At 36.7% G+C, this 26897-nt stretch carries 21 protein-coding genes and 1 pseudogene; all 22 read right to left on the bottom strand.

The window, feature by feature from the left end; genetic code table 11:
- Positions 1-504: 504 nt before the first annotated feature.
- Positions 505-735 carry an RNA chaperone Hfq gene (hfq, locus tag ACFSCX_RS04910; RefSeq protein WP_377927010.1) on the bottom strand — a complete coding sequence of 77 codons (231 nt, stop codon included), beginning with the start codon at positions 733-735 and terminating at the stop codon, positions 505-507.
- 41 nt (positions 736-776) lie between these two features.
- Positions 777-1724, bottom strand: coding sequence for a tRNA (adenosine(37)-N6)-dimethylallyltransferase MiaA (gene miaA / locus ACFSCX_RS04905; RefSeq protein ID WP_377927009.1), 948 nt, complete (start codon positions 1722-1724; stop codon positions 777-779).
- Positions 1725-1859: 135 nt separating this feature from the next.
- Positions 1860-3719: a DNA mismatch repair endonuclease MutL gene (gene mutL / locus ACFSCX_RS04900; protein ID WP_377927007.1), complete on the bottom strand. Its 1860-nt coding sequence runs from the start codon at positions 3717-3719 to the stop codon at positions 1860-1862.
- A gap of 16 nt (positions 3720-3735) precedes the next feature.
- Positions 3736-6312 carry a DNA mismatch repair protein MutS gene (gene mutS, locus ACFSCX_RS04895; RefSeq protein WP_377927006.1) on the bottom strand — a complete coding sequence of 859 codons (2577 nt, stop codon included), beginning with the start codon at positions 6310-6312 and terminating at the stop codon, positions 3736-3738.
- Positions 6313-6721: 409 nt separating this feature from the next.
- Entirely contained in the window at positions 6722-7264 is a 543-nt protein-coding gene (locus ACFSCX_RS04890; protein WP_377927005.1) for an outer spore coat protein CotE, read from the bottom strand.
- A 578-nt stretch (positions 7265-7842) separates the two neighbouring features.
- Entirely contained in the window at positions 7843-8286 is a 444-nt protein-coding gene (locus tag ACFSCX_RS04885; protein WP_377927004.1) for a YlbF/YmcA family competence regulator, read from the bottom strand.
- Position 8287: 1 nt separating this feature from the next.
- A complete protein-coding gene (gene miaB, locus ACFSCX_RS04880) occupies positions 8288-9826 on the bottom strand; it encodes a tRNA (N6-isopentenyl adenosine(37)-C2)-methylthiotransferase MiaB (protein WP_377927003.1) in 1539 nt (512 codons plus the stop codon).
- A 476-nt stretch (positions 9827-10302) separates the two neighbouring features.
- A complete protein-coding gene (locus tag ACFSCX_RS04875) occupies positions 10303-11169 on the bottom strand; it encodes a 2-oxoacid:ferredoxin oxidoreductase subunit beta (protein ID WP_377927002.1) in 867 nt (288 codons plus the stop codon).
- A pseudogene (locus ACFSCX_RS04870) lies at positions 11156-12915 on the bottom strand (2-oxoacid:acceptor oxidoreductase subunit alpha). Before ACFSCX_RS04870 ends, ACFSCX_RS04875 begins: the two are co-directional and overlap by 14 nt.
- 307 nt (positions 12916-13222) lie before the next feature.
- A complete protein-coding gene (locus tag ACFSCX_RS04865; RefSeq protein WP_377927001.1) occupies positions 13223-14146 on the bottom strand; it encodes a dipeptidase in 924 nt (307 codons plus the stop codon).
- Between the two features lie 93 nt (positions 14147-14239).
- Positions 14240-14500, bottom strand: a complete 261-nt coding sequence (gene spoVS / locus ACFSCX_RS04860) for a stage V sporulation protein SpoVS (protein ID WP_010193268.1) — start codon at positions 14498-14500, stop codon at positions 14240-14242.
- Between the two features lie 162 nt (positions 14501-14662).
- On the bottom strand, positions 14663-15460 hold the full coding sequence (locus ACFSCX_RS04855; RefSeq protein ID WP_377926999.1) for a TIGR00282 family metallophosphoesterase: 798 nt from the start codon (positions 15458-15460) through the stop codon (positions 14663-14665).
- Between the two features lie 357 nt (positions 15461-15817).
- Positions 15818-17380, bottom strand: coding sequence for a ribonuclease Y (rny, locus tag ACFSCX_RS04850; RefSeq protein ID WP_377926998.1), 1563 nt, complete (start codon positions 17378-17380; stop codon positions 15818-15820).
- Positions 17381-17918: 538 nt separating this feature from the next.
- A complete protein-coding gene (gene recA / locus ACFSCX_RS04845; protein WP_377926997.1) occupies positions 17919-18959 on the bottom strand; it encodes a recombinase RecA in 1041 nt (346 codons plus the stop codon).
- Between the two features lie 176 nt (positions 18960-19135).
- Entirely contained in the window at positions 19136-20377 is a 1242-nt protein-coding gene (locus ACFSCX_RS04840; RefSeq protein ID WP_377926996.1) for a competence/damage-inducible protein A, read from the bottom strand.
- A gap of 18 nt (positions 20378-20395) precedes the next feature.
- Positions 20396-20974, bottom strand: coding sequence for a CDP-diacylglycerol--glycerol-3-phosphate 3-phosphatidyltransferase (pgsA, locus tag ACFSCX_RS04835; protein WP_377926995.1), 579 nt, complete (start codon positions 20972-20974; stop codon positions 20396-20398).
- Positions 20975-21058: 84 nt separating this feature from the next.
- The gene (locus ACFSCX_RS04830) at positions 21059-21967 is read right to left on the bottom strand and encodes a helix-turn-helix domain-containing protein (protein ID WP_377926994.1); all 909 of its coding nucleotides are present in this window, start codon (positions 21965-21967) and stop codon (positions 21059-21061) included.
- Positions 21968-21986: 19 nt separating this feature from the next.
- Positions 21987-22781, bottom strand: a complete 795-nt coding sequence (locus ACFSCX_RS04825; RefSeq protein WP_377926993.1) for a DUF3388 domain-containing protein — start codon at positions 22779-22781, stop codon at positions 21987-21989.
- Positions 22782-22942: 161 nt separating this feature from the next.
- Entirely contained in the window at positions 22943-23203 is a 261-nt protein-coding gene (locus ACFSCX_RS04820) for a DUF3243 domain-containing protein (protein ID WP_377926992.1), read from the bottom strand.
- 79 nt (positions 23204-23282) lie between these two features.
- A complete protein-coding gene (gene ymfI / locus ACFSCX_RS04815) occupies positions 23283-24002 on the bottom strand; it encodes an elongation factor P 5-aminopentanone reductase (RefSeq protein WP_377926991.1) in 720 nt (239 codons plus the stop codon).
- A 153-nt stretch (positions 24003-24155) separates the two neighbouring features.
- Entirely contained in the window at positions 24156-25436 is a 1281-nt protein-coding gene (gene yfmH, locus ACFSCX_RS04810; RefSeq protein WP_377926990.1) for an EF-P 5-aminopentanol modification-associated protein YfmH, read from the bottom strand.
- Entirely contained in the window at positions 25436-26710 is a 1275-nt protein-coding gene (gene yfmF / locus ACFSCX_RS04805) for an EF-P 5-aminopentanol modification-associated protein YfmF (protein ID WP_377926989.1), read from the bottom strand. Before yfmF ends, yfmH begins: the two co-directional genes overlap by 1 nt.
- Positions 26711-26897: the final 187 nt, after the last annotated feature.

Here is a 26897-nt window from a genome sequence, read left to right as displayed (position 1 = left end):
TTCCTCAAGTGTAAACGTTCAATAGTATGCATGTATTTGTTACACCTTGTCAAAATATGCGCTTTCCCAAGAAATAGATCATATATGATTTGGCCTTATATGATACATATTCCTAAACCAATAAAAAAAACCCCGTTTTCACAGAGTTCATGTTTATAACAATATTTACACAAAATTTTACTTGTTCGAATGATGTTAACACCCTTATGTAAACAGGAATCGAGGTAACTCTTCGTTTAGTTTTATGAACAAAAGGCTCAGGGTGCCCCGTTTAGCCTCAGGCAAAGCAATTGTTTTGTCATGAAAAAAGATGGTTTTCGCTTTTATTCATGACAGGTTATTTAACTTCGAGTAGGATGAAATGGCAAAGATTGTCGCCATTTCATCTTGGCTGTGCGCTGGAGCTGGATTTAGCCGTAACATTGTATAAACTATACACCAGAAACTTATACTTTCATAACTTACAATAAAATAGAAAATCCTTTGTTTACGAAAGAGGTTGTGTTAATGAGTATCTAGTTCTAATTGAACGTTTTTTTGTGGAACAAACGTCGATATGGCATGTTTGTAAATAAGTTGTTGTTTACCCTCCGATTCCAGAAGAACCGTAAAATTATCGAACCCTTTTACCAAACCCCTTAATTGAAAGCCATTAAGTAAATACACTGTGACGAATGCATTATCTTTTCGGAGTTGATTTAAAAATTGGTCTTGAATATTAATTGACTGCTTCATATTTATGTCCTCCTCTTTTTCTCTATAAAGATTATTTCGATTTAAGATTGTAGCTTTCCTGCTATTATTTGTATAATTTGTGTTAACTTTTTTTCATAGTCAGAATCAGTCATATCAATCCATGTAACATTCAGTTTATTTCTAAACCAAGTTAACTGGCGTTTAGCATACCTTCTCGAGTTCCTTTTTAACGTTTCAATGGCTTCATCAAAACTTACTTTCCCTTCCAAGTACTCGTAAATTTCCTTGTATCCAATCGCTTGAATGGATTGAACATCTCTTATCCCCTGATTAAATAAAGTTGTTACTTCACTCACTAAACCTTCCCTAACCATAATATCTACTCGTTTATTAATTCTTTCATATAACTTATCGCGGTCCATAGTTAGACCGATTAAAGCTACATCATATAATAAAATATCCTCTTCCTGTTCATCTTGATATTCTGTCATTGTTTTGCCTGTTGTTAAAAATATTTCCAGTGCTCGGATTACCCGTCTATGATTATTTGGATGAATCCTCTCCGCACTAATTGGATCTAATGTCTTTAACTTTTCATACAGTGGTTCTATCCCTGTCTCACCGAGTTCTTTTTCTAGCTGATTTCTTACCGTTGTTTCAGAACCAATACTTGAGAAAACATAATCATAAATTACAGATTGTATGTATAATCCAGTACCACCGACAATCATTGGTAGCTTTCCTCGATTTGTGATATCCGTAATTAAGCTTCTAACATCTTGTTGAAACTCAGCAACAGAGTAGGATTCAGTCGGATCCTTAATATCTATTAAATGGTGGGGGACGCCTTCCATTTCAGACTTCGTAATTTTTGCTGTACCAATATCCATAGATCGATAAATTTGCATGGAATCTCCACTAATAATCTCGCCATTTAGCCTTTTAGCAATGTCAATACTTAATTTCGTCTTCCCAACTGCTGTTGGACCAATTAAAACAACAAGTTTTTCTTTTTCACGTTCTCCCAAACCTAATCCCATTCCTTATGTATCAAATTTCTCTTATTTTAACATAAGTTTCATAACATCTAATCATTATATCCAATATTCCCTCGTCCATTCAGTATAATTTCACAAAAAAATTAAAGCTGCTTGAGGCAGCTTTTACATGACACGTTTAAATAACTTTTCCATCTCGTACGTTGAAAAATGAACAATAATTGGGCGGCCGTGGGGACATGTATAGGGATCTTGAGATTTTCTAAGTGACTCTAGCAATGAAAAGATATCCGCCTCCCTTAAAAATTGATTTGCTTTAATGGACCCTTTACAGCTCATCATAATCGCCGCATCTTCTCTAAGTTTTTTTATACTTAGCTTCTTTTCTTTTAATACTTGCTCTATAATCTCCTCGATTACCTCTGCTTCATGATCCTTTGGAAACCATTGAGGATGGGATCTTACAATATAGCTATTTAAACCAAATTCCTCTAAAAAGATTCCAACCTCCTGTAATAGAGATAAATGTTCTTGAAGAATTAAAGATTCGTTTTGTGAAAAATCAAAGGTTAATGGAACGAGTAAATCTTGAAGCTCTCTCCTTACCTCTCCTACCTTTTCGCGAAAATATTCATACTTCACTCTCTCTTGAGCTGCATGCTGGTCGATAATATATAACCCATTTTCGTTTTGAGCAATAATATATGTCCCATGCATTTGACCGATTGGATACAAAGGAGGGATTCGGTTATGCTGGTCATGATCACCCTCGTATACTTCACCTTCCACCTGTCTTGTTGCAGAGAAATGAGGATCATTCATCTTCAGGTCAATATTCCCTGGCAATAATGATTCGTTTCCATTCAAGCTTCTATCTATTGAAGGTTTATTACTTATATCATAAGTTGTTTTTTCTACTCGTTCCTTTGTACCCAATATTGGCACCGATGCTTCTTGAATTGTATGAGAAAAACTAAGTTCTTCTTGAACAGTATGATCCTTCCTCATTTCCTTTTTTGCTGGAATCGAAGGGATAAGCTGCTGTTTTTTGAAGGTATTCTGTATACCCTCCTCAATCAATTGATGAAGCTCTGTTTCCTTACTTAACCTTACCTCTAATTTTGCAGGATGAACGTTAACATCCACAAGTAAAGGATCCATATTAATTTCAAGCAACACAATTGGATACCTTCCAATAGGGAGTAAGGTGTGGTATCCATCCTGTACCGCTTTGGCTAATGGAAAGTTTTTTACATATCGCCCATTAATGATAAGTGACATATAATTTCGTGATGCCCTTGTTATTTCTGGTAAAGAAATATAGCCTGTGACTTGAAAATCTAGCGAGTCTAGTTTAAGAGGTATCATGTTTTTCGCAATAGACACACCGTAAATGGCTGCTAACACCTGGATTACTTCACCATTGCCAGTAGTGTAGAGTATTCTTTTATCATTGTGGACCAGCTTAAAAGAAATTCCTGGATAAGCCAGTGCAATCCGATTCATGACATCTGTAACATTACCCAGCTCCGTATGAATGGTTTTCATATACTTCAGTCTAGCTGGAGTATTAAAGAAGAGGTTACTAACTGTTATTTCTGTTCCTTTGCGGCTGTTTGTCTGTTCGTGCTTCTGAATTTCTCCGCCACGAAGTAAAAGATAGGTACCAGGTCCATCCCCAGTACATGTTTTAATTTCTAAATACGAGACAGATGCAATGCTCGGAAGCGCCTCGCCTCTGAAACCTAATGTGCGAATTCGAAATAGATCATTTTCATCTTTAATCTTACTTGTTGCATGTCTTTCAAATGCAACTAAAACATCATCTTCCCTAATCCCATGACCATTGTCAATAATTCTAATTTTTGAGAGGCCAGCCTCTTCTATTTCCACTTCAATGATTGTACTTCCAGCATCTATAGCATTTTCTACTAATTCTTTTACAACCGAAGCAGGACGCTCGACTACTTCTCCCGCTGCAATTTTGTTTGAAAGTGAATCATCTAGTTTTCGAATGATTCCCATCTAGCCTCCCCCTTTCTTACTGCTTTTTAGCTTTTTTATGCAATTCGAATAGCTTGTTCATAGCATCCATTGGAGTCATCTCCATTAAATTGACCAACTTAAGAGATGTAATGATATCATTCTCATGATCGAATGTTTTCTTTCCTTTGCTTTGAGAAGGAGCTTGTCCAAAGAATGATAATTGCTCAGACTCTTTTACTTCATCAGTATTAATCTTTTCAATTGACTCAAACTTACTAAGTAGCTGTCTAGCTCGTGATATTAATGATGGTGGTAGTTCAGCTAATTCAGCGACATGTATACCGTAACTTTTGTCTGCTGCTCCTTCTAGAACTTTGTGTAAAAATACTACTTTTCCGTTTTGCTCTACAGCTTTAACGTGAACATTTATAAGATGGGGAAGCTCCTCTTCTAATGAAGTCAATTCATGGTAGTGTGTTGAGAACAAGGTTTTAGCTCCGATATGCTCATAGATATATTCAATGATAGCTTGTGCTAAAGCCATTCCATCATAGGTTGAAGTTCCTCTTCCAATTTCATCGAAAAGAATTAAACTTTGCTTTGTTGCATTGGCAATTGCATTTTTCGCCTCGAGCATTTCAACCATAAACGTACTTTGACCCGATATTAAGTCATCAGCTGCTCCAATTCTTGTGAACACCTGATCAAAAATAGGGAGGTGTGCTTCTTCTGCAGGTACAAAACATCCGATTTGAGAAAGAATAGCCGTTAAAGCAATCTGTCTCATAAATGTACTTTTACCTGACATATTTGGTCCAGTAATTAAGAGCATTTGTCGGTCTTGGTTAAGGAAACAATCATTCGCTACATATTCTTGCGCATTCATCATTTTTTCTACTACAGGGTGTCGACCATTTTTCACATGAAGTACATGTTCAGTTGAAAGTATCGGTCTTTTGAAATGACGTTCCTCACTAACTTTTGAAAAGCCTTGTAATACATCAATTTCACTAATAAGCTTGGCAAGATTTTGCAGCCTTGGAATGTATTCCTTAACCTGTTCACGTATTGTCTGGAAGAGTTCATATTCAAGCTGAACGATTTTTTCTTCAGCTTCAAGGATTAAGGTTTCCTTCTCCTTTAATTCAGGGGTAATATATCGTTCAGCATTTGATAACGTTTGTTTCCGTTCGTATCTTCCCTCAGGAAGCATTGAGATATTGGCTTTTGTAACCTCAAGAAAATAACCAAATACTCTGTTATAGCCGATCTTAAGTGACTTTATCCCTGTTAATTTTCTCTCTTTCTGTTCTAATTCAGCAATCCACGTCTTCCCATTTCTACTCGCATCACGATATTGATCAAGCTTTTCATTATATCCATCTTGAATGATGTCACCGTCTTTAACACTAAGCGGAGGATTTTCTTTTAAGGAAACAGCTAATAAATCTGTTAGCTCTTCGCACGGATCGATGTTCGTTGAAAGCTCTTTCGCATAAGGCAATTCTAACTTTGCTACGATATCTTGGATAAACGGAACTTGCTGGAGGGAACGTTTTAGTTGAACGAGATCTCTAGCATTCACATTTCCAAAAGCTACCCTACCAACAAGTCTCTCAATATCGTATACTTCTTTTAGTTTTTCTCTTAATTCTTCTCTTTCAAAAAAATGGGTCATAAGGACACCGACCATATCATGTCGATTCTGTATCTTATCGCGACTAATAAGCGGTCTGTCAATCCACATTTTCAGCATCCGCCCACCCATCGATGTCATCGTTTCGTCAAGTAGCCATAATAATGAACCCTTTTTCCCTTTAGACCGAATGGTTTCCGTTAACTCCAAATTTCGTTTAGAGTGAACATCTATTTTCATAAATTCATTCATTTGATAGAACACTACTGGTTGTAAATGATCTAGGCTTCTCTTCTGTGTTCTTTTTAAATAATGCAGCAGTCTTAACACTGTCTGAACAAGCAATTCCTGTCTAATGTTTTGAAAAAGTGCGTTATTCTCTAGTATGATCGACGTCTCATCTTCATAGGAAATAGTTAATTGGTAGCGATCAATTAACAATCTAGTTTTTTCACCGGCAAATGTACTTGGTACAACGATTTCCTTCGCATTGGTTGACAAGACTTCTCCAACACAATCCTCCCAGCTTGTAAGCTGCGTTACATACAGTTCTCCAGTGGAAAGATCATTATAACAGTAGCCATATGAACCATCTTCAAACTGAGATAATGTTGATATGTAATTGTTACTTTTATCCTCTAAACTCCTTCCTTCCATGACTGTTCCCGGAGTAATTAATTGAACAACCTCTCTTCTTACGACGCCTTTAGCTTGTTTCGGGTCTTCTGTTTGTTCACAGATAGCAACCTTATACCCTTTTTCCACTAATTGTTCTATATAGTTAGGTGCAGAGTGATAAGGGACTCCGCACATTGGTATTCTTTCAGTGCTTCCACCTTCTCTGCTTGTTAGGGTAATCTCTAGTTCATGAGCCGCTTTTACGGCATCCTCAAAAAACATCTCATAAAAATCACCTAAACGAAAAAATAAAAAGGCATCCTGATATTCTGCCTTAATCTTTAAGTATTGTTGAATCATTGGCGTGTACTGTGCCATCATAAACCCCCATAACGAGAAACTATAAATCTATTTTTTAGAAATACAACGAGTGCATGTTTATAACTCAAGTGTATTGATCAAAGTTCTTTCTTTCTATTATAGCATAATTCTACAATTTTCTTGTTTGGAAAAGTAACACATTTACGTGTTTACAAAGGTGGCATTTATAGAGGTTAAATGCAAAAATTGGTGTGTTAAAAGGGGGCATGAAGAAGAACGCGGATCGCGTATAGTTATCCTAAGTAGATACACAAAAAATGCTCAGGTGTTCTGGCGATAGCGCCCAGTACCCACATCCTATTCAAAGGATACTCGGCTAAGAACGGCGACGTCCTGTCGCCAACGCCGAGTAGGTACATCCTGTACCCAAGAAAAAAACTAGGAAGTTATCCTCCCTAGTTACTGGTTATTCCTCTTCATCGCCTAATAAGAAGTCTGGATTTAGATCTTCGAAATCCTCATCATCATCGCAATCAAAATCGAAGTCATCCTCGCATGCATCTGGATTTACAGCAACACATACTTTCGTTTCACCAATCACTTCTACTAGAAATTCTCTTTCGACTTCTATCACAACCTTGTGGCCATTAGGTGAGATCGTTGCTTCTAAGCAGTTAGGCTGTTGAACGACTCGGGCAATGACTTCGTGTTCGTCACCGAAGAAATTTTCATCACGGTAACGAAGTTTGACTACATCCTTATATGATACTGTTTCTGTTACAACCTCTGTTTTTGTATTGTCGTTGTAAGAGTACCATACGTTAATGTCATAACGTCCTTCTACCTCAACTACATCCCCACATTTTTCTGCATTGTAAACATGATTGATTACCCAGCAGCCAAGGATACTTGTTGGTCTGTGCGAAGGTGAAATCGTATGAGTGGACTGCGTGAATTTTTTACCTTTTCCAACGACAGCCTTTGTAATAATCTCTCTGTATTGGGACATAAGAACAAACCCTCCTCAATTAAATCTTCAATTCATCCTATGCGTGACAAATGACTAGTGTGCTACAAATTTTTAAGTAATAAAAAAAGTTCCCATTTGACCATAATTAGGCGGTATAGTTCATTGTATGCACGGAAGCCCAGATATGTACCATATTTTTATATTTATGATAAGTTTATTGAAGTGAGGAGTCAGCATGCTCTACTGAATCAAATAGACATGAACATAGGGATCCAGCCACCATCTTCTAGACACACCGACGAAGTATTCCTTCAGAATAAAACGGTAGCTTCTATGACATTAGGTTCGCTGGGTGCCAGGTTAGGATGACCCCAAAATGCACCTTGGACCAGAACAAAAGGTTAATGGCGCCCCGTTTAGCCTCAGGCAGAGCAAATATTTCTAAATGAGAAAAAGGGAGCTTTTCCCTCTTTTTACTCATTTAGGGTTATTTGACCTCGAGTGGCTGGGTGCTGGAGCTGGATTCCAAGTCACTAGCCCATTTTATTGCTGAAAAACTTTTATACTTCTTAATAATTGAAAAAAGAAGCAGAGATGGACTCTGCTTCTTTCATATTTTAGTGACAGCCACAGCCGTCGCCACAGCTTCCGCTTGAACCATTTACCTTTGAACCAGTTTCGCCTCTAAGGACATTACCACCAGTTGATTCAATGATTTCATCAGTTACTGTATTTGAAATAGTGGCTGCAACAATTTGTAATAAATCATTTACGTCCATTTGTGATGATTTAAAATCTTGTACAACCGGAATATTATCTAGTTCATCTTGCAAAGCATCAATCTTTTCTTCTACCTTTTTTAATGCTTCCTGTTTTCCAAAATGTTGATAGTTTACAGCTTGTTTTTGAAGTGCTTTTATTTGAGCAATTGTTTGTTGGATTTTACTATTTTGATTAATTTGTGCTTCTGCTTTCTTAAAAAGATCAACTTCTTCAGTTTCAGCAATCATTTTCGCTAAATCTTTTGCTCTTGTAATAATGTCTTCTTTTGTATATGCCATCCTATTTCACCTCTACCGTTTCCTCAACCATTTCTCCATCTAGTGTCCATGTCTTAGCCTTAACTACCTTCACCTTAACAATTTTTCCAATTGCCGACTTAGGTGCCCTAAAGTTAACTAATTTACTCTTTGATGTATAGCCAGCAAGAACCTCTGGGTTATTCTTACTTTCCCCTTCAACAAGTACTTCTACAATCTTACCTTCATACTCTTTAAGCTTCTTAGCAGATATTTCATTTACAACACTATTTAATCGTTGTAGACGTTCTTTCTTCACTTCCATTGGGATATTATCTTCCATCTTCGCAGCTGGTGTTCCTTCACGCGGAGAATAAATAAATGTATAAGCTGAGTCAAATTCAACTTCACGATACAATGAAAGCGTTTCTTCGAATTGCTCTTCTGTTTCATTCGGAAATCCTACAATGATATCTGTTGTTAAAGATGCGTTAGGCATTGCTTCTTTAATTTTTCGAACTAGTTCTAAATAATGCTCACGACTATACTTGCGCGCCATTAATTTCAATACTTCAGAGCTTCCTGACTGTACTGGCAGGTGTATGTGGTCTAAGAGATTTCCACCCTTCGCTAGTACTTCTATTAAATAATCATCAAAATCACGCGGGTGACTCGTCGTAAAACGAATACGTGGGATATCGATTTTACGTAATTCATCCATTAAATGACCTAGACCATACTCCATGTCTGGAAAGTCCTTACCATACGCATTTACGTTTTGACCGAGTAACGTGATTTCCTGATATCCTTGAGCGGCAAGGTGTCGCACCTCTTGAATAATTTCTTCTGGACGACGGCTTCTTTCTTTTCCACGAGTATATGGAACTATACAGTACGTACAGAACTTATCGCAGCCGTACATAATATTAACCCAGCCCTTAATGTTTCCTTTACGTACTCTTGGAAGGTTTTCAATAACGTCTCCTTCCTTCGACCATACCTCCACAACCATCTCCTTTGAAAGATAAGCTTCATTCAAAATTTGTGGAAGGCGGTGAATATTATGGGTTCCAAAAATCATATCTACAAAATGATGTTTCTGGAGTATTCTGTTTACAACCGATTCCTCTTGAGACATACAACCACATACCCCGATTAACAGATCGGGTCTTTCTTTCTTTAGTGGCTTTAAATGACCCAGCTCTCCAAACACTTTATCCTCTGCATTCTCACGAATAGCACATGTATTCAAGAGAATGACATCAGCGGTTTCTTTAGAGTCTGTTGGTTCAAATCCAAGCTGCATAAAAATACCCGCAAGCACCTCTGTATCATGCTCATTCATTTGACAGCCATACGTGCGAATATAAAACTTACGGCCTTTTCCCATCCCAAGTAGCTCTTCAGGTATACCGAAGTCATTATGATAAGCAACTTCTTCTTTGCCACGCTTCTTTGCTTCTTTTAAAGAAGGAGGCATGTACACGGCTTCAAAGTACTTGCTGTAATCCTTGCCGGATTTTTTGTCCGTTGAATCTTGGGCTTGTACTTGTTGTGATTCAAGTCGTTGTTTTTCGTTCATATCGTCAATCTCCTTTCTATATATAAAAGCAACATTCTATTATTGTATTAAATAAGGTACATACTACCATAGTATATAGGTTTGGACTTCTATAAACAATGAAAAAAGCAATTTGTAGAAAATTGTACACTCTTTTACGGTAAAATGCGAATGTAAATTATTGATTGATAGGAAAATCCTGTTTTGAACAAAAGGCTCAGGGCGCACCATTAAGCTTAAGGCAGAGCTAAAGTTCTGTCATGAAAAGAAGGTGGTTTTCCCTTTTATTCATGACAGGTTATTTGACCAAGGAAAACGTGATTTTTCTTTTTCCCTCGAGTAGGATGAAATGGTAAAGAGCGTCGCCATTTCATCTTGGCTGTGTGCTGGAGCTGGATTTAGCAGTATCATTGTTTATACTAAACACCAGAAACTTATACTTTCTTATCTTTTTTAAAAAAAAAGTCACTTCTCCAGGTAGGAGAAATGACTTTTTTTTACATAAATTCTGAAACTAATTCATTGAATTGTTCTTCAGAAATCTTTAAATCTGCTTGTGATAGTGGAGTTTCACTATAACCAGTAACAAGTTCTTGGTAAGATTTTTGATCTTTGTTTTGGTAAATTAATCCCGTTACAAGACCTTTGTTCTCCATTAACGTTGTCATTGCCTTCATTTTACTATGAGGGTCATACCCTTCAATATCACTTAATTTAACAAGGTTTTCTTTAAACCAGTCATATGTGTTTACTTTATTGTAGGTTACACATGGACTGAATACGTTGATTAAAGAGAAGCCTTTATGATTAATTCCAGCTTCGATTAGAGCTGTAAGCTCTTTTAAATCTGTAGAGAAACTTTGTGCAACGAATGTAGCACCAGCAGTTAATGCCATTTCCATTACGTTTAATGCTGGCTCGATAGACCCTTGAGGTGTACTCTTTGTCTTAAAACCAACCTCACTACGAGGAGAAGTTTGACCTTTTGTTAAACCGTATATTTGGTTATCCATTACAATATACGTAACATCGATGTTACGACGAATGGCATGAATGGTATGACCTAGACCAATAGCAAATCCGTCTCCATCACCACCAGAAGCGATAACCGTTAAATCTTTGTTTGCCATTTTTACACCTTGTGCAATTGGCAAAGAACGTCCGTGGATTCCGTGGAATCCAAATGCATTAATATAACCTGATATACGACCGGAACATCCGATTCCAGATACAACTGCTAGCTGTTCAGGTTCAAGTCCAACGTTAGCAGCAGCACGCTGAATAGCAGCCTGTACGGAGAAGTCTCCACAACCTGGGCACCAGTTCGGTTTTACAGAGTTACGAAAGTCTTTAAATGTTGCCATTGTTTATAACAACTCCTTGCTTCTGTTGTGAATTTCTTTTGGTAGGAATGGGTTTCCATCATACTTCAATAAGGAAGCGATCTTCTCACCATGACCTACACTCATTTTCATAATGTTAGCAAGCTGACCAGTTGCGTTGTTTTCAACAACAACTACTTTCTTCGCAGACTTCACATACGGGAGTATCACATCTGCTGGGAAAGGATGAACTAAACGAACATGTGCATGGTTAACTTTAATTCCGTCTTGTTCTAGACGTCCCATAGCTTCTTCAATCGTACCACGAGTAGAGTTAAAACCAACTAATAGTATGTCTGCTTCTTCATGCTTTGCATTTATATGAACTGGAGTATCGAATTTAGATACTAGCGCGTTTAATTTACGTAGACGCTTATCCATTTGAGCATGGCGATTTGTTGGTGATTCTGATGGTTTACCAGCCTCTTCATGTTCAACACCAGTTACATGGTGGATACCATTTTTCATACCTGGAAGAACACGAGGAGATACTCCATCCTCTGTTACTTCAAAACGCTTGAAATATTCTTTATTTTCAATTTCTGGTAGTTCTTCTGTTTGAAGCTTACCACGGCGAATTTCTATCTTGTTGTAATCAAGAGGCTCTACCGTTTGTTTACCTAATGAAAGTTGAAGGTCTGTTAAGAAGATAACTGGTACTTGATATTCTTCTGCAATGTTAAACGCTTCAACGATATCGTAAAATGCTTCTTGAACTGTACTTGGTGCAATAACCACTTTCGGTATTTCACCATGAGTACCGTAGATCATTGCCATTAAATCTGATTGCTCTTGCTTTGTTGGAAGACCCGTTGAAGGACCACCACGTTGTGTATCAACCACTACAAGAGGTTGTTCTGTAATACCTGAAAGACCAATCGCTTCCATCATTAACGAAAGCCCTGGCCCTGCAGATGCTGTCAAAGCACGGACACCAGCATAATTAGCACCTATTGCCATTGTACAAGCGGCAATTTCGTCCTCTGTTTGAATGACTGTTCCACCAAACTTTGGTAGCTTCTTAATTAAATATTCCATAATTTCTGAAGCTGGTGTAATTGGGTATGCGGGCATAAAACGAGCTCCACCGGCTAATGCCCCCATAGCAATAGCGTCATTTCCAATTAGGAATAGACGTTTCTTTCCATCAGCCTTTTCAAGTTGCATTGTTTGTACGTTATCACCAGTTTGATTCACAACGTAATCAAAGCCTTGTTTGATTGCTTCCATATTTTTATCTACAATCTGTTGACCTTTACGACCGAAAATTTCTTGCACTACTTCTTTAAATACATCAATATCAAGATCCAATACTGCACTACTTGCCCCAATCGCAACCATGTTCTTCATTAATGAAGTACCAAGTTCTGTTGCAATGTCAGTAAATGGAACAGAATATAAAGTTACGTTTGAGTTATCAGGAATAGTTGGATCGAACTTTGCATCGGCAATAACAATCCCGCCATCGCGTAACTCGTGGAAATTCACATCAATTGTCTCTTGGTCAAAAGCTACTAAAATATCAAGATCGTCAGAGATCGAACGAACTTGCGTTGTACTTACACGGATTTTGTTATTCGTATGACCACCTTTAATACGTGAAGAAAAGTGGCGATAACCATATAAATAATACCCTAAGCGATTTAATGCAATTGAGAAGATCTCCCCTGTACTTTCAATACCTTCCCCTTGCTGTCCTCCAACTTTCCATGAAAGTTGATTGATCATGTGTTTTACACCCCTTTGAATTACGTTCATTCTATCGAATAGTTGTTTTATGATAAGGATGCTCAAAAAGAAAAAGATCCACCCCAAAGAAATGTTCTTTATTAGGTTTCAACACTTAATGAACATACTATTATAGTGTAGCACTTTTCCAAGTAAATCACTAGAAATTAAAATTCCTGTTGGATATGTACTAAACGCTTACAATTCTAGACCTAACCCACAAAAAAAGCAACCCTTTTCACGTCAATTTTTGGCGAATTATCGAATATTTTTTGTAATCACTATTTACACAACTTCATCATTTTTTTCATGAGGGAAGATGATTAAGAAAATTCTGGTAACAAAACCCTTCGACTTGCTCGTGCGAATAATGCTTTAGAAGCTCTTCTACTAAATTATTGTAGCAAGCAAAGTTCTCTAATCCAATTACTGTTTTTGAAATCCCATCGAAGTCTGATCCAAATCCAATATTACTTTCCCCACCTAGTGAGCATACATACTCAATATGGTTAATTACATCACTTATGGTTGCTGAATCTTTATCTGTTAAAAAGTATGGAACAAAGTTAATCCCAATCATGCCATCCTTTTTAATAAGAGCTAGTAGCTGTTCATCATTTAGGTTTCTAGGATGACTACATAATGATAAAGCATTTGAATGGGAAGCAATCGGATATTTAGCTAACTCTAACACATCCCAAAATCCTTTAATGGAAAGGTGCGAAACATCAGTCCACACTTTGAATTGATTGTTCTCTTCAACCACCTTCCTTCCAAACAACGATAGTCCAGCACCTCTAGGCTCAAGAATTCCGTCAGCCACAGCATTTCCGTAATTCCACGTGAGTCCTACTGATTTTATTCCTAAGTGAAACAGAGTTTGGAGCTTTGTTATACTTTGTCCAATACAATCACAGCCCTCTAAAGTCAATATTACCCCAATCTCATCACTCTTAAGCTTTTCAATATCTTCTTTTGCCTTTACTAATTTGATAAATGGGTATACTGCAAGGATTTTTTGATGAAAGATATGTACCATCTCTAATGCGACCTCAAACCTCTCTTGATAGGAAACCTCCTCTGGTATATAAATAGCCATACATTGTACTTTACTATTCGCCTTTTTCAGCCTATCTACTGTAATATGTAAATCCCCTTCCGCTTGAAGGTTGATTGCTGGATTTAACCATAATTTGTATAAGACATCACAATGTGCATCAAAAATTTTCATGTAAGTTCCCTCCAAATCATAATAAAAGAAAACCTGCTCGCATATGTGCAAACAGGTTATACTTATTTACTAATATACACAAATGAGTACCATTTATCTAGGTTCTACAATTAATTTAATGGCTGTACGCTCCTCACCATCAATCAAAATATCGGTAAATGCAGGGATACAAATTAAATCAACTCCACTAGGTGCCACAAAGCCTCTGGCAATTGCAACTGCTTTAACTGCTTGGTTTAATGCTCCTGCACCAATCGCTTGTATTTCTGCTCCTCCGCGCTCTCGAAGGACTCCTGCAAGGGCACCAGCTACAGAATTTGGATTGGATTTTGCTGAAACCTTTAAAATCTCCATTTCTAGTTCCTCCTTGTACATTTCAGTAAATGATGTAAGTTCAATAGAACAAATAGTAAATTATCATTCCACTGATACTATATTCACGAGGAACTGCTTGTATTCCTGCTTCATAGGAGTTAATTTTTCAAAAAATTCAAAATCAATAGAATTTAACGAGCGTTAGGAGAAAAACGGGTGGTCGTCATTTATGATAATTCGTTGTATTTTCGTTGCTAATCCCGTTTTAGGGTCTAGGTCAATTAAGACACTGTTTAATTGGTTACGTCCATCCTTTACTACCTCAAACCGGACTGGCATTTCAGTCAAAAACTTTTTCAGAACTGCTTCTTTTTCAACACCTAAGACGCTATCATAAGGACCAGTCATCCCTACATCCGTTATATAAGCTGTTCCATTTGTTAGAATCCGTTCATCTGCAGTTTGAACATGAGTATGTGTACCAACTACCGCTGAGACTCTTCCATCTAAATACCACCCTAATGCTTGCTTTTCACTTGTTGCTTCAGCATGAAAGTCTACAAATATATATGGAGTTCTTTTTTTAGCAATTTCCACTAGCTCATCCGCTTTCCTAAATGGGCAATCAATAGATGGTAAGAACGTTCTACCTTGTAAATTAATGATAGCAAGCTCATATTGATTAATTTTTATAAACACAATTCCTTGTCCTGGGTTTCCCTCAGGAAAATTAGCTGGACGGACAAGGTATTTGGCATGATCAATAAATTCAAATACCTCCTTGTTATGCCATGCATGATTTCCTAATGTAACGACTTGGGTGCCCCATTCTAAAAATTGTCTGTATATTTTTTCTGTTATTCCCTTTCCTCCCGCAGAGTTTTCACCATTTATGATTGTGACTGTTGGTCCGTATTTTGCTTTTAGCTGTGGTAAATACTGCTGTACCATATCTCTTCCAGGAGTACTTACAACATCTCCAATAAATAGTATTCTCATTTTAAACCCTCACTATTTCATGATTTCTTCTCTATTAGTTTGTACATTTTTTTGATAGAAGTCAAAAATCTATTTACTATTTCACGAACAAAAGGCTAAGGGCGCCCCGCTTAGCCACAAAAAGCAAATGTTCTGGCATGAAAAACGGGTGGATTCCCTTTTATTCATGACAGGTTATTTGACGAAGGAAAAAGTGATTTTTCTTTTCCCTCGAGCAGGATGAAATGTCAAAGATTGTCGCCATTTCATCTTGGCTGGGCGCTGGAGCTGGATTTAGCCGTAACATTGTATAAACTAAACACCAGAAACTTTTACTTTTAAAACATATAAAAAATAAAACGACGTTTACACGTCGTTTTATTTTGCATATTCAACAGCTCTCGTTTCACGAATCACTGTTACTTTAATATGACCAGGATAGTCTAACTCTTCCTCAATACGTTTTCGAATATCTCTTGCTAAACGATGTGCTTGAAGGTCATCCACTGTATCAGGTTTAACCATAATCCGAACCTCACGACCAGCTTGAATGGCAAAGGATTTTTCTACTCCTTCATAAGATTCCGATATCTCTTCAAGCTTCTCAAGACGACGAATGTAGTTTTCTAATGTCTCACTTCTTGCACCAGGACGAGCAGCGCTTAATGCATCAGCAGCAGCTACTAGAACTGCAATAATTGATGTTGGCTCTGAATCACCATGATGTGAAGCAATACTATTGATGACAACTGGATGTTCCTTGTATTTCGTTGCTAATTCTACACCAATTTCTACGTGGCTTCCTTCTACTTCATGATCGATCGCTTTACCGATATCATGGAGTAAACCAGCACGACGAGCTAGTACTTCATCTTCACCTAATTCAGCTGCCATCAACCCAGATAGGTAAGCAACCTCCATAGAATGCTTCAGTACATTTTGTCCATAACTTGTACGGAACTTTAATCGTCCTAGTATCTTTATTAAGTCTGGATGAAGTCCGTGAACACCCACTTCGAAAGTTGTTTGTTCTCCCACTTCTCGAATAAATTCATCCACTTCACGTCTAGATTTCTCGACCATTTCTTCTATACGTGCTGGATGAATACGACCATCTTGTACTAGCTTATCTAATGCAAGACGAGCAGTTTCACGACGAATTGGGTCAAACCCTGATAAAATGACGGCCTCTGGTGTATCATCGATAATAAGATCGATACCAGTAAGTGTTTCAAGGGTACGAATGTTTCTACCTTCTCGCCCAATGATTCTGCCCTTCATTTCATCATTTGGTAAGTTAACAACAGAAACTGTTGTTTCAGCAACATGGTCAGCTGCACAACGTTGAATAGCTAAAGAAAGAATTTCTTTTGCTTTTTTGTCACCTTCCTCTTTTGCACGATGCTCACTTTCTTTTACATGCATGGCAATTTCATGGGAAAGCTCATTTTCAACTTTTTCAAGAATAATATTTTTCGCTTCTTCTCGTGTCAAGCTAGAGATGCGTTCAAGCTCAGCTTGTTGTTTCTTAATCATCTCTTCCACTTTGCTTTCCATTTCTTCAATATGCTGTTGTTTTTGGGCTAGAGATCCCTCTTTCTTTTCCAACATCGCCTCACGATTGTCTAGATTCTCATCTTTACGATCAAGGTTCTCTTCCTTCTGTAATAAACGATTTTCTTGCTTTTGAAGTTCATTTCTTCGATCACGAATTTCTTGTTCTGCTTCTGTACGAAGTTTATGAATTTCGTCTTTTGCTTCAAGAAGCGCTTCTTTCTTTAATGCGTCCGCCTCACGTTTTGCATCATCAACGATTTGTTCTGCTGCATTTTTCGCACCAGCAATTTTCGCTTCTGCAATAGATTTACGAACAAAATATCCAACAACTGCACCGACGATTGTGGCAAGCAAAGTGGAGATGATAAGTACGATAACATCCATCATTTCACCTCCCATTTGCCTAAGAGATGTTCAAAAAGTCCGGTATAACAGCCTACACAGCTAGCTGGCTTATTATTAAGGTTGTCATGTATGTTAGAAACACTCTAATAGTACACAAAATAAAGCTCTTTAGCAGGAATTTGTCAGATCGTATCTTTTTGAACAAACTCTAAGAATATTTTTAAATAAATTGATGAACTACTGTCTCCATGTACATTGATAACTTATATAAACAATATACAGGACAAAGACTCCATTCGAGGTTGTCCAAACAGCGGCCAAATGAAAAAGCTTCTTGTAAACTGCTACATTACCTCTGCAGAATTGGAATTTACATTTTCATTTGAAGATTTTTTGAACATAGGGTTTCAAGTTTCGTATTTTCACATCTTACAATAAGGATAAGATAAAAATATACACTATAATTGTATATTTGGAAAAATTTATTGTCAAGGGTTGTCGTCAGTCAGGAATTGGATATATCATATTTTTTGAATATAATGAAAGGGAGCAAGATTATGCCCCCTTTCATTACTCGTTATTCATCTAACAAATCAAAGATTTCTTCATCCTTTTCATCTACAACTTTCGCTTCGTCTAATGCATAATGCTCACGAATCGATTTTTGAATTTCTAGACGAACCTCTGGATTTTCTTTCAAGAACTGCTTTGCATTTTCACGACCTTGACCTAAGCGTTCCTCATTGTACGAGTACCATGCTCCACTCTTAAGAACAATATCAAGCTCGGAACCCATATCTAAAATTTCGCCCTCTTTTGAAATTCCTTCTCCATACATAATATCAACTTCTGCAGTACGGAACGGAGGAGCGACTTTATTTTTTACTACTTTAATTTTTGTTTTGTTCCCGACCATGTCATTACCTTGCTTTAATGTTTCAGCACGACGAACTTCTAAACGAACAGACGAATAGAACTTCAATGCTCGACCTCCAGGAGTTGTCTCAGGGTTCCCGAACATGACGCCAACCTTCTCACGAATTTGGTTGATGAAGATTGCGATTGTCTTCGATTTATTTATTGCACCTGATAATTTACGTAGAGCCTGTGACATTAGTCGCGCTTGTAATCCAACGTGTGAATCTCCCATTTCTCCTTCAATCTCTGCTTTAGGAACAAGTGCAGCAACTGAGTCAATAACAAGAATGTCAATAGCACCACTTCGTACTAGTGCCTCAGCAATCTCTAGTGCTTGTTCTCCAGTGTCTGGCTGTGATAGTAGTAATTCATCAATATTTACACCTAACTTTTGTGCATAAACCGGATCTAGAGCATGTTCTGCATCAATAAATGCTGCTTGTCCACCATTTTGTTGGACTTCCGCAATAGCATGAAGGGCAACAGTTGTTTTACCTGAGGATTCTGGACCGTATATTTCAACAATTCTTCCTCTTGGATAGCCACCAACACCAAGTGCAACATCTAATGCTAACGAACCACTTGGAGAAGTAGATATCTTTCTATCTGTTTGTTCTCCTAATTTCATTATGGAACCTTTTCCAAATTGCTTTTCTATTTGTTTTAATGCCATTTCTAAGGCAGCTTGACGATCGCTCACTAAATTTCCTCCTTTATTCTATGAAACTACTTCTACTATACCTGTTTTCACTCTATTTGCCAAGCAAAAAAACGAACATCCATTCGGTAATTTTATTTGGAAATAAATTTAGAAAATGTAATTTTTATTAAATCATTCATATATTATCGTGATATAAAAACAGGTGAAATTCAATTTTAGAGGTTTTTTATTTCTTCCAATAAATAGTGTAAGCCATATTTGACAGCTCTTTCTCTAATACCTTGCCTGCTCCCAGCTAATAACACATTGTATATTTTAACCTTATCATTTGGAAGAGCGATTCCGATATAGACTGTTCCTACTGGCTTCCCTTCTAATTCCTCTGGGCCAGCAACACCAGTGAAGCTAATTCCAATATTACTAGAAAGGCATGACTTTACATTAATCGCCAATTCTCTTGCACAACGTTCACTTACAGAACCATTTTCGCTTAATGTCATTTCAGAAACTTGGAGAACAGATTGTTTAATCTCGTTGGTGTAACAAACAATACCACCTTTAACAATTGAAGAAGCACCAGACACCCTTGTTAAGCTCTCTGAAAACAATCCACCTGTTAAGCTTTCAGCACTTGAGATGGTTAAGGATTTATCAGTCAACATTTTGATAACTTCATCGCATAATGTAGTATCGTTATAACCATAAAAGAAACGTCCAACACGGCTCAAGATGTCCTTTTCCACCATATCTAACAGTTTTTTAGCTCCCTCAGATGTTCCATGCTTTGCCGTTAAACGTAATGTTACTTCATAATCGGATGCTAATGGAGCAATAGTTGGATTCGTTTGTGAATCTATCAAATCAGAAATATCAGTTTCTAGTTGTGACTCACCTATACCAAAAAATCGTAAAACTCTTGATTCAATTCTTTCTTGTATTTTTAGCTGTTTCATGATTGCTGGACAGCCAAATTCTATAAACATTGGCTGCATTTCTTTTGGTGGTCCAGGTAGAAGCATATAAGATTTTCCGTGAATTGATACGAGCATTCCTGGAGCCATCCCATGCTTATTTGGTAATACTTCAGATCCCTCAATAACTAATGCTTGCTTACGGTTGTTCTCAGACATTTCTCTATTAATTTTCTTATAATAGTCTTCAATAGATAACAAGGCTTCTTCATCCATTACTAAAGAGCGCTTTAATGAAGAGGAAATCGTTTCTTTTGTTAAGTCGTCTTTAGTAGGACCTAAACCACCTGTGAAAATAAGTAGGTCGGCTCTTTTCTTTGCAATTTCAATAGCACTTTTCAATCTAGTTTGGTTGTCTCCAACAACAGTATGGTAATAAACATTTATACCAAGTTCGGCGAGTTGTTTTGATAAGAATTGGGCATTGGTGTTTGTTATTTGACCTAATAATAATTCCGTTCCAACCGCAATAATTTCTGCGTTCATAATACATTCCCTCTTCTCCTATTTGGACTTTAGTATCGCTTCTTTGTTCTTATAAAAATAGTCCCAACCTGAAATCACAGTGAAGAAAACAGCAATCCATAAAGCGATATGATCCAGTGGTAAATTCAAGAAAGCAAATGGGAAATTATGTACTAACAATAATGAAATTGCTATAATTTGTGTCCAAGTCTTTATTTTACCAAGCATATTGGCTGCAACAACTTCTCCTTCTCCCGCTAATATTAATCTTAAGCCTGTCACGGCGAATTCGCGACTAATAATTACAATAACCATCCAAGCAGGAGCGAATTGAAGTTCTACAAGAACGATTAAAGCAGCTGAAACTAAAAGTTTGTCAGCGAGTGGATCTAAAAATTTTCCAAAGTTTGTAACCAAATTTAATTTTCTAGCATAATAGCCGTCAATCCAATCCGTACAAGAGGCAACAATAAAAATAGTCGCTCCCACTATGTGAGTAATCGGAATTGTATATTCCTTCATCACAAGTTCTCCCCAATTAAAAGGAACAAGCATTACAATCATAAATAGTGGAATTAGCAATACTCTTGAAACTGTAATTTTATTTGGTAGATTCATTTGAAGACTCCCTTATTTTTTGTGTTATCTTATGGATGAAAATATGCCCACAAAATATAGTGGGCATCATCTTTAGCATCTGTTTTACTCCAGTGGTTTTTCAAAACGGATCGTAATTTCTTGAACATCTTTCGGTTCCTCTGGAATGGCTAGAACCTCACCATTAATTTTTATAACAGAATCCATTGCTTTACCAACCTTGATTCTTGCCTCTGTTTCATTTGAATAATCATAGGATGTTCGGTCAGGAATCTCATCTTCAGCCTTATGAGTTAACATCCCACTAAAAAACTTTCGATTCTTTCCGTTCTTTAAGTCAAGCCATGTCTCTCCGGTTGTCTCAACCTCTACTAGAAACTCTGTTGAACCAGTTAACGTATAAATTGAGTTTCTTCCAGATGACTCAACAAGCTGTACGTGTTGTGTTGGTTCAGAAACCTGCTCTTCAGCCTGCTCTTCTTCTGATGCACTGGTCTCATCTTCTTCATTTGTCTTGTTGTCAGAAGGTTGCGATGTTTTTAATGGATTTTCAGTACCTTCTTCGAATTCAGCACCATTTTCTGATTCATTGTTATTTCGTAACTCTTCAGGGCTATTTTGGTTCTGTAATAATGTCCAGACGGCAATTGCTACCCCAATAATCACAACTGACACTAACACCTTAGGCAGTATTTGGAAAACTCTATTATCACTTGAATTCACTTCTGCTCTTGTTCGCTTCACGCGTGAAAGCTGTTCAGGAATCGCGTCACTTTGAGTGCTCGGAATTTCATCTTTAAACTCCTCAAAAATTATCTCGGGATTTAGCCCTACTGCTTCTGCATATTGTTTTACAAAGGCACGTGCATAAAAAACACCAGGAAGAGAAGAATAATTATTTTCTTCAATATTTTGTAAATATCTCTTCTGGATTTTCGTTATAGCTTGTAGTTCTTCAAGTGTTAAATTCTTATCTTCTCTCGCTTGTTTTAAGCGTTGCCCTAATTCAGCCAATCCTAACACCTACCAATATTTAAAAATCGAATGTTGAAAAAGAAGAATCATTTGACATCATTTGATGCCCTTCCACTACTTCATATGTAATTTCCTCATCAGGTTCATTTCTGAGTTCAATAATATAGTCAAAGTCATCAAGTGTGTATTCCGTTTCTCTAACAAATATATCTGGATGCTCAACAACTTTTGTTGCTGGTAGTCTCATAATTTCTCTAACCAATTGCCAGTGTCTTTCATTTGCACGTCTTGTAGAGACGATTCCATCTATAATAAACAAATTTTCTTCGTTATATTCATCTTCTATTAGCTGGCTTCGAATTGTTTGCTTTAATAAAGTGGAGGAAACGAACAGCCATTTCTTGTTTGCACAAACACTTGAAGCAACAACAGACTCTGTTTTTCCTACTCTAGGCATTCCTCTGATTCCAACAAGCTTATGCCCTTCTTTTTTGAAAAGCTCAGCCATAAAATCAACAAGAAGTCCAAGTTCATCTCTTACAAAACGGAACGTTTTTTTATCATCTGCATCGCGTTGGATATACCTTCCATGTCTTACAGCTAATCGATCACGAAGTTTAGGTTCACGAAGCTTTGTAACGGTTATATTATCCATAGTTCGTAAGATTGATTCAAGCCTGAGGATTTGTTCTTGATGATCGGACAGAAGAAGCATTCCTCTTCTCATATCCTCAACACCATTTATGGTAACAATATTGATTGATAACATTCCTAATAGTGAAGAGATATCCCCTAAAAGTCCTGGACGGTTTTTATGAATTTCATATTCAAGATACCATTCTTTTTTTGCCACATATCCAGCTCCTTCCAGCCTATAGGTAGAATAAAATTCTAGTATATCTCTATAATAAAGCATTTTAATATATTAGGAAAGGTAAAGAGGAAACAATTTCCGGTTAAACTTTAAAGTCCTAATTGGAAAATAAAAAAAGAGAGGGTGCTTACCTCCCTCCCTTAACTACTAGTCCCATTATTCTCAACTAGTTTAACCATCATGTTAGCGATAGCATGCTGTTCTTCTGGTGAAGCAACACTCCAAAGGTCAGCTAATACTTTTTCTTGTTCATTTTGGGGCTCTACTTGTTTAGCTAAATAGCCACCAATTTGATAAGCTAAGTCATTGATCGTGCTTTGATCCATACCTTGATTTTCAGCATGGTGCAAGCGATTAGCTAAAAAATCTTTCCATTGTTCCCAGTTATCTAAAACCGACATGAAGAAATTCCTCCTTTAAGGTGTGGTACATGGTTATTTTGCCTGTTTTCAAAGAAAGTATGTACACAAAATTGAGGTGTTATGTATACCATGCACCATCTACGGTAAGGATTTGTCCACTTAAATAAGGAACTTTTTCTGATAATAAGAATAATACCATTTCAGCTATTTCAATTGGTTTACCAAGTCTCCCCATCGGAATTTCTTCCTTAAGCTTTACTAACTCTTCTTCTGAAAAATGACTAAGCATACTAGTATCAATAGCGCCAGGTGCTACAGCATTTACTCTAATGTTCGAAGGTGCAACCTCTTTAGCTAACGCTTTTACAAATGAATTTTGTCCACCTTTTAGCATGGAATACAGAACCTCACAAGAAGCTCCTACATTCCCCCATATTGAGCTAATAACGACAATATTACCTTCTTTCTTATATATCATTGAAGGTAATAGATGTTTTGTTAGCGTAAAGGGACTGGTGATATGAAGTTGTATACTTTCTTCGATCTCCTCGTGTGTCATATCGGTTATTAATCCATAAAACGTATTCCCACTACATAAAACGAGATGATCAATTGAATGATGTAGTTGAGAAAGTAATTTCTCTACACCAGTTCCCTTTGAAAGGTCACTATGTACAATAAAAGCTTCCTCATTCGGAAATTCCTTTATTATTTGTTGTATGCCTTCAATATTTTGATTATAGTGCGCATAAACTCCGTATCCATTTCTGAGAAGCTGTCTCGTAATTTCGTTACCAATGCCCCCACTGGCCCCTGTTATTAAAACATATTTTTTCATGATTGATTCTTCCTTTATTAGTTGTTAAAAAAGAACGATTGATTATTTCACAGCAGTCATATACCTTCACTTCTAAAAAGTCGCATTGCCACAATATAAAAAAGAGAAGGACTTGTTGTAAATTGTCCTACTCTTCCCATTGAACTGTCAAGTTTACTTTGGCACGACTTGGCAAACTGTCATATTGTTTTCATCAATAATTTGTTTCGCACTTTTCTCAATTTCAGTTAGGGTAAGAGATTCGAGAACTTCAACAACCTCAAACATGTTCATGTTGTTAAAGGAATAACGTGTGAATTGATTTGCAATAAATTCCGGAGAGTTTAAAGCACGTAAGAATGCTCCAATTTTCTTCTTTTTTACACGTTCTAAATATTCTGTATCTAACGTTGATTGGTAATTCTTAAGCATACTTTTTAATGTATCTCCCAGTTTGTCTGGTTCTCTCGTATCACCTCCTACTAATCCAAAACCAAACTCAAATTCTTCTGTATAATCATAGGCAAATGTATCATCAATCAAACCATCATTGTATAATTGTTCATAGTTTGATGAGCTTTTCCCAAATAGCATATCTAAAAGAACATTCGTTGATAATTCGTTTCGAAGGAGTTCACTTCCTGATTTTCCTGGCTTTTTAACTTTTATACCTACTAAACATTTAGAGGATTGAACAGACATTTTTAATACATGATGCTTCTTTTCAACCTCTTCAGGTTCTTCATCAAAGAATCTCTGAATAGGTGGTTGATCTTGATATTCTTTTTTCGCTTGATTTTCACGAATTTGATTCATGATTTTTTCTGGATCAATTGGGCCAACCACAAACAATAGCATATTACTTGGATGATAGAACGTCTCATAGCAAGTATATAATAATTTGTCGGTTATCTTTGAAATCGAATCAATGGTACCTGCAATATCAATCTTTACAGGGTGATTTTTAAACATATTTTGAATGACACCAAAATATAACTTCCAATCAGGGTTATCATCATACATTGTAATTTCCTGCCCAATAATTCCCTTTTCCTTTTCAACCGTTTTTTCAGTGAAGTATGGGTCTTGAACAAAATCAATTAATGTTTCAAGATTTAATTCTACATTGGAAGTACTTGAAAACAAATAGGCTGTCCTTGTAAATGATGTAAATGCATTAGCTGATGCTCCTTGTTTACTAAACTGTTGAAATACATCTCCATCTTCTTTTTCAAATAGCTTATGCTCTAAAAAGTGTGCAATTCCATCGGGGACATGTACTTCTTCCTGACCATTTAAAGGAATAAAGCGATTATCTATCGATCCATATTTTGTTGTAAAAGTAGCGTACGTTTTATTAAAGCCTTGTTTTGGAAGTATATATACTTGCAGTCCATTTGGTAGTTTTTCATGATATAGTTCTTCTTTTAATTGCTCAAAGTAATGCTTCTCCATCAAACCTCCTCCTTTCCTTTAAGGAAATAAATGGTATCTAATTCGATTTTGTTTGCAACATGTACAATTTCATTCCTTGTTACTTGACCGATCCTAGTAAGACTGCTTTCAATTGATTCCTTCACTTTCCCGACAACCTCATTATATAGAATCTCAACAAGTCCTCTTGGGGTATCAATTGCTTCTAGAATTTGATTTATTAATACGGCTTTCGTCTGCTCTATTTCTTGGTCGGAAAAATCTCCATTTTCCATTGCTTTCATTTGTTCGTTAATAATCGTAACGGCCTGATGATAATTTTTAGCATCGACTCCAGACATCACCATTAATAGTCCCTTATGACTTTCTACCCTTGATGCAGCGTAATATGCAAGGCTAGCTTTTTCCCTTACATTGATAAAGAGTTTTGAATGGGAAAAACCACCAAATATTCCATTGAAAACTTGTAAAGCCGGATATTCTTGATCTTGGTATTTTGTATTGGTACGATATCCGATGTTAAGCTTACCTTGCTTCACGTCCTGTTGTTCAATTACTTCCTTCTCCTTTACTACTCTTACATTTGATTCTGTTATGAAAGTGGGATGTCGATTTTCAATAGTAAATAATCTTGACGCCAAATTCCTAATTGTATTAGAATCCACGTCTCCTACAATATACAAATCGATTTCATCTTCTTTGATAGCCTTTTGATAGTATTCATAAAGTAATTCAGGGGTGATGGAAGCAACATCTTCCTTCTCTCCATTTACATGTAAAGAGTATGGCTCATTTTTACACATTTCTTCAACAAGTCGTAGATTCGCGTACCGCATTTTATCATCGTAAACAGCTTGTATACGTTGTATTAATGAGCGTTTTTCCTTTTCAACAATCGAGCTTTCAAACGCTTGATTAATCCGAAGTGGATTTAATATGATTTCAGCTAACAAATTTAATCCCTTCTCCAGTAAGGGGGTCTGATCCGTTAAGTATGTTTCATTCGCGATCTCTATACGTATCGTGATAATATGATATTCGCCCTTTTTAGATAAATCAACATTTAATGAAGCACCGTACAGTTCATCTAAATAGCTTCTGAGTTTACTTGTAGATGGATAGGAACTTGTAGCGCTCTGTAAAACGTAAGGGAGCAAGGCACGCTTCGTTACATCTTCTTTCGTTAAAGGTGCCTTGAGCTTAAGGACGAATGTATTGGTTTTATATTTCTTCGTTTCAATAGTATGCAATGTCATACCATTGATTGTTTCTACAATTTCTTGATCTACCTTCATACTACTACCTCCTTTTTAGAACTACCTTAGCATAGTGTTCCATCTTTGCGGAGTAATTAAACTCCCTTCAATATATCGTTCTATTGTAATTTATTCATATCCATCATGTATTATCTATAAAAGTAAGCTTCTCTTTGAATGACTGATTGATTTATTTCTTCTCGCTTTAGGATATTTTTTTTGAAAT

The organism is Bacillus salitolerans (assembly GCF_042680805.1).
GTDB classification, from domain to species: Bacteria; Bacillota; Bacilli; order Bacillales; family SA4; genus Bacillus_CJ; species Bacillus_CJ salitolerans.
This window is presented reverse-complemented; position numbering and strand designations above follow the sequence as displayed.

Excerpts from the sequence above, each read along its gene's own strand:
- mutS (WP_377927006.1), bottom strand. The coding sequence starts at position 6,312 with ATGGCACAGTACACGCCAATGATTCAACAATACTTAAAGATTAAGGCA.
- yfmH (WP_377926990.1), bottom strand. The coding sequence starts at position 25,436 with ATGGAGAAGCATTACTTTGAGCAATTAAAAGAAGAACTATATCATGAA.
- pgsA (WP_377926995.1), bottom strand. The coding sequence starts at position 20,974 with ATGAATCTACCAAATAAAATTACAGTTTCAAGAGTATTGCTAATTCCA.
- spoVS (WP_010193268.1), bottom strand. The coding sequence starts at position 14,500 with ATGGAGATTTTAAAGGTTTCAGCAAAATCCAATCCAAATTCTGTAGCT.
- hfq (WP_377927010.1), bottom strand. The coding sequence starts at position 735 with ATGAAGCAGTCAATTAATATTCAAGACCAATTTTTAAATCAACTCCGA.
- yfmF (WP_377926989.1), bottom strand. The coding sequence starts at position 26,710 with ATGAAGGTAGATCAAGAAATTGTAGAAACAATCAATGGTATGACATTG.
- ymfI (WP_377926991.1), bottom strand. The coding sequence starts at position 24,002 with ATGAAAAAATATGTTTTAATAACAGGGGCCAGTGGGGGCATTGGTAAC.
- ACFSCX_RS04855 (WP_377926999.1), bottom strand. The coding sequence starts at position 15,460 with ATGAGAATACTATTTATTGGAGATGTTGTAAGTACTCCTGGAAGAGAT.
- ACFSCX_RS04875 (WP_377927002.1), bottom strand. The coding sequence starts at position 11,169 with ATGGCAACATTTAAAGACTTTCGTAACTCTGTAAAACCGAACTGGTGC.
- ACFSCX_RS04820 (WP_377926992.1), bottom strand. The coding sequence starts at position 23,203 with ATGTCGGTTTTAGATAACTGGGAACAATGGAAAGATTTTTTAGCTAAT.
- ACFSCX_RS04885 (WP_377927004.1), bottom strand. The coding sequence starts at position 8,286 with ATGGCATATACAAAAGAAGACATTATTACAAGAGCAAAAGATTTAGCG.
- rny (WP_377926998.1), bottom strand. The coding sequence starts at position 17,380 with ATGGATGTTATCGTACTTATCATCTCCACTTTGCTTGCCACAATCGTC.
- mutL (WP_377927007.1), bottom strand. The coding sequence starts at position 3,719 with ATGGGAATCATTCGAAAACTAGATGATTCACTTTCAAACAAAATTGCA.
- ACFSCX_RS04890 (WP_377927005.1), bottom strand. The coding sequence starts at position 7,264 with ATGTCCCAATACAGAGAGATTATTACAAAGGCTGTCGTTGGAAAAGGT.
- ACFSCX_RS04865 (WP_377927001.1), bottom strand. The coding sequence starts at position 14,146 with ATGAAAATTTTTGATGCACATTGTGATGTCTTATACAAATTATGGTTA.
- ACFSCX_RS04840 (WP_377926996.1), bottom strand. The coding sequence starts at position 20,377 with ATGAACGCAGAAATTATTGCGGTTGGAACGGAATTATTATTAGGTCAA.
- miaB (WP_377927003.1), bottom strand. The coding sequence starts at position 9,826 with ATGAACGAAAAACAACGACTTGAATCACAACAAGTACAAGCCCAAGAT.